This window comes from Novosphingobium beihaiense (genome assembly GCF_022832375.1).
Classification (GTDB): Bacteria; Pseudomonadota; Alphaproteobacteria; order Sphingomonadales; family Sphingomonadaceae; genus Novosphingobium; species Novosphingobium beihaiensis.
Map to the genome: position 1 here is coordinate 1 of NZ_JALHLG010000101.1, position 294 is coordinate 294.

Sequence of the window (294 nt, forward strand, 5' to 3'; positions counted from 1 at the left end):
GATTGTCGATGCCTCGCTGGTGCCTGCACCGAAGCAACGAAATACTGAGGGCGAGCGCGAAGGAAATCTGGCCGGACCAGAAGAACAAGGCGGCGCAGAAAGACACCGATGCGCGCTGGACACTCAAGATCGGCGGAAAAGTCCGGTATCGCGAGGATGGAACGCCGCTGCCCATGATTGCCCTGCCGGTGTTCGGCTACAAATCCCACATCAGCATCGACCGGCGCTTCGGCTTTATCCGGGAGATGGCGGTGACTTCTGCATCGGCAGCGGACGGGCGTCTGCTTCGGCAGG

1 pseudogene is annotated in these 294 nt (G+C 61.2%); it reads left to right on the forward strand.

Going from position 1 to position 294, the window contains the following annotated elements:
- Positions 1–294, forward strand: a pseudogene (locus MTR66_RS21115) (hypothetical protein); the annotation flags it as partial.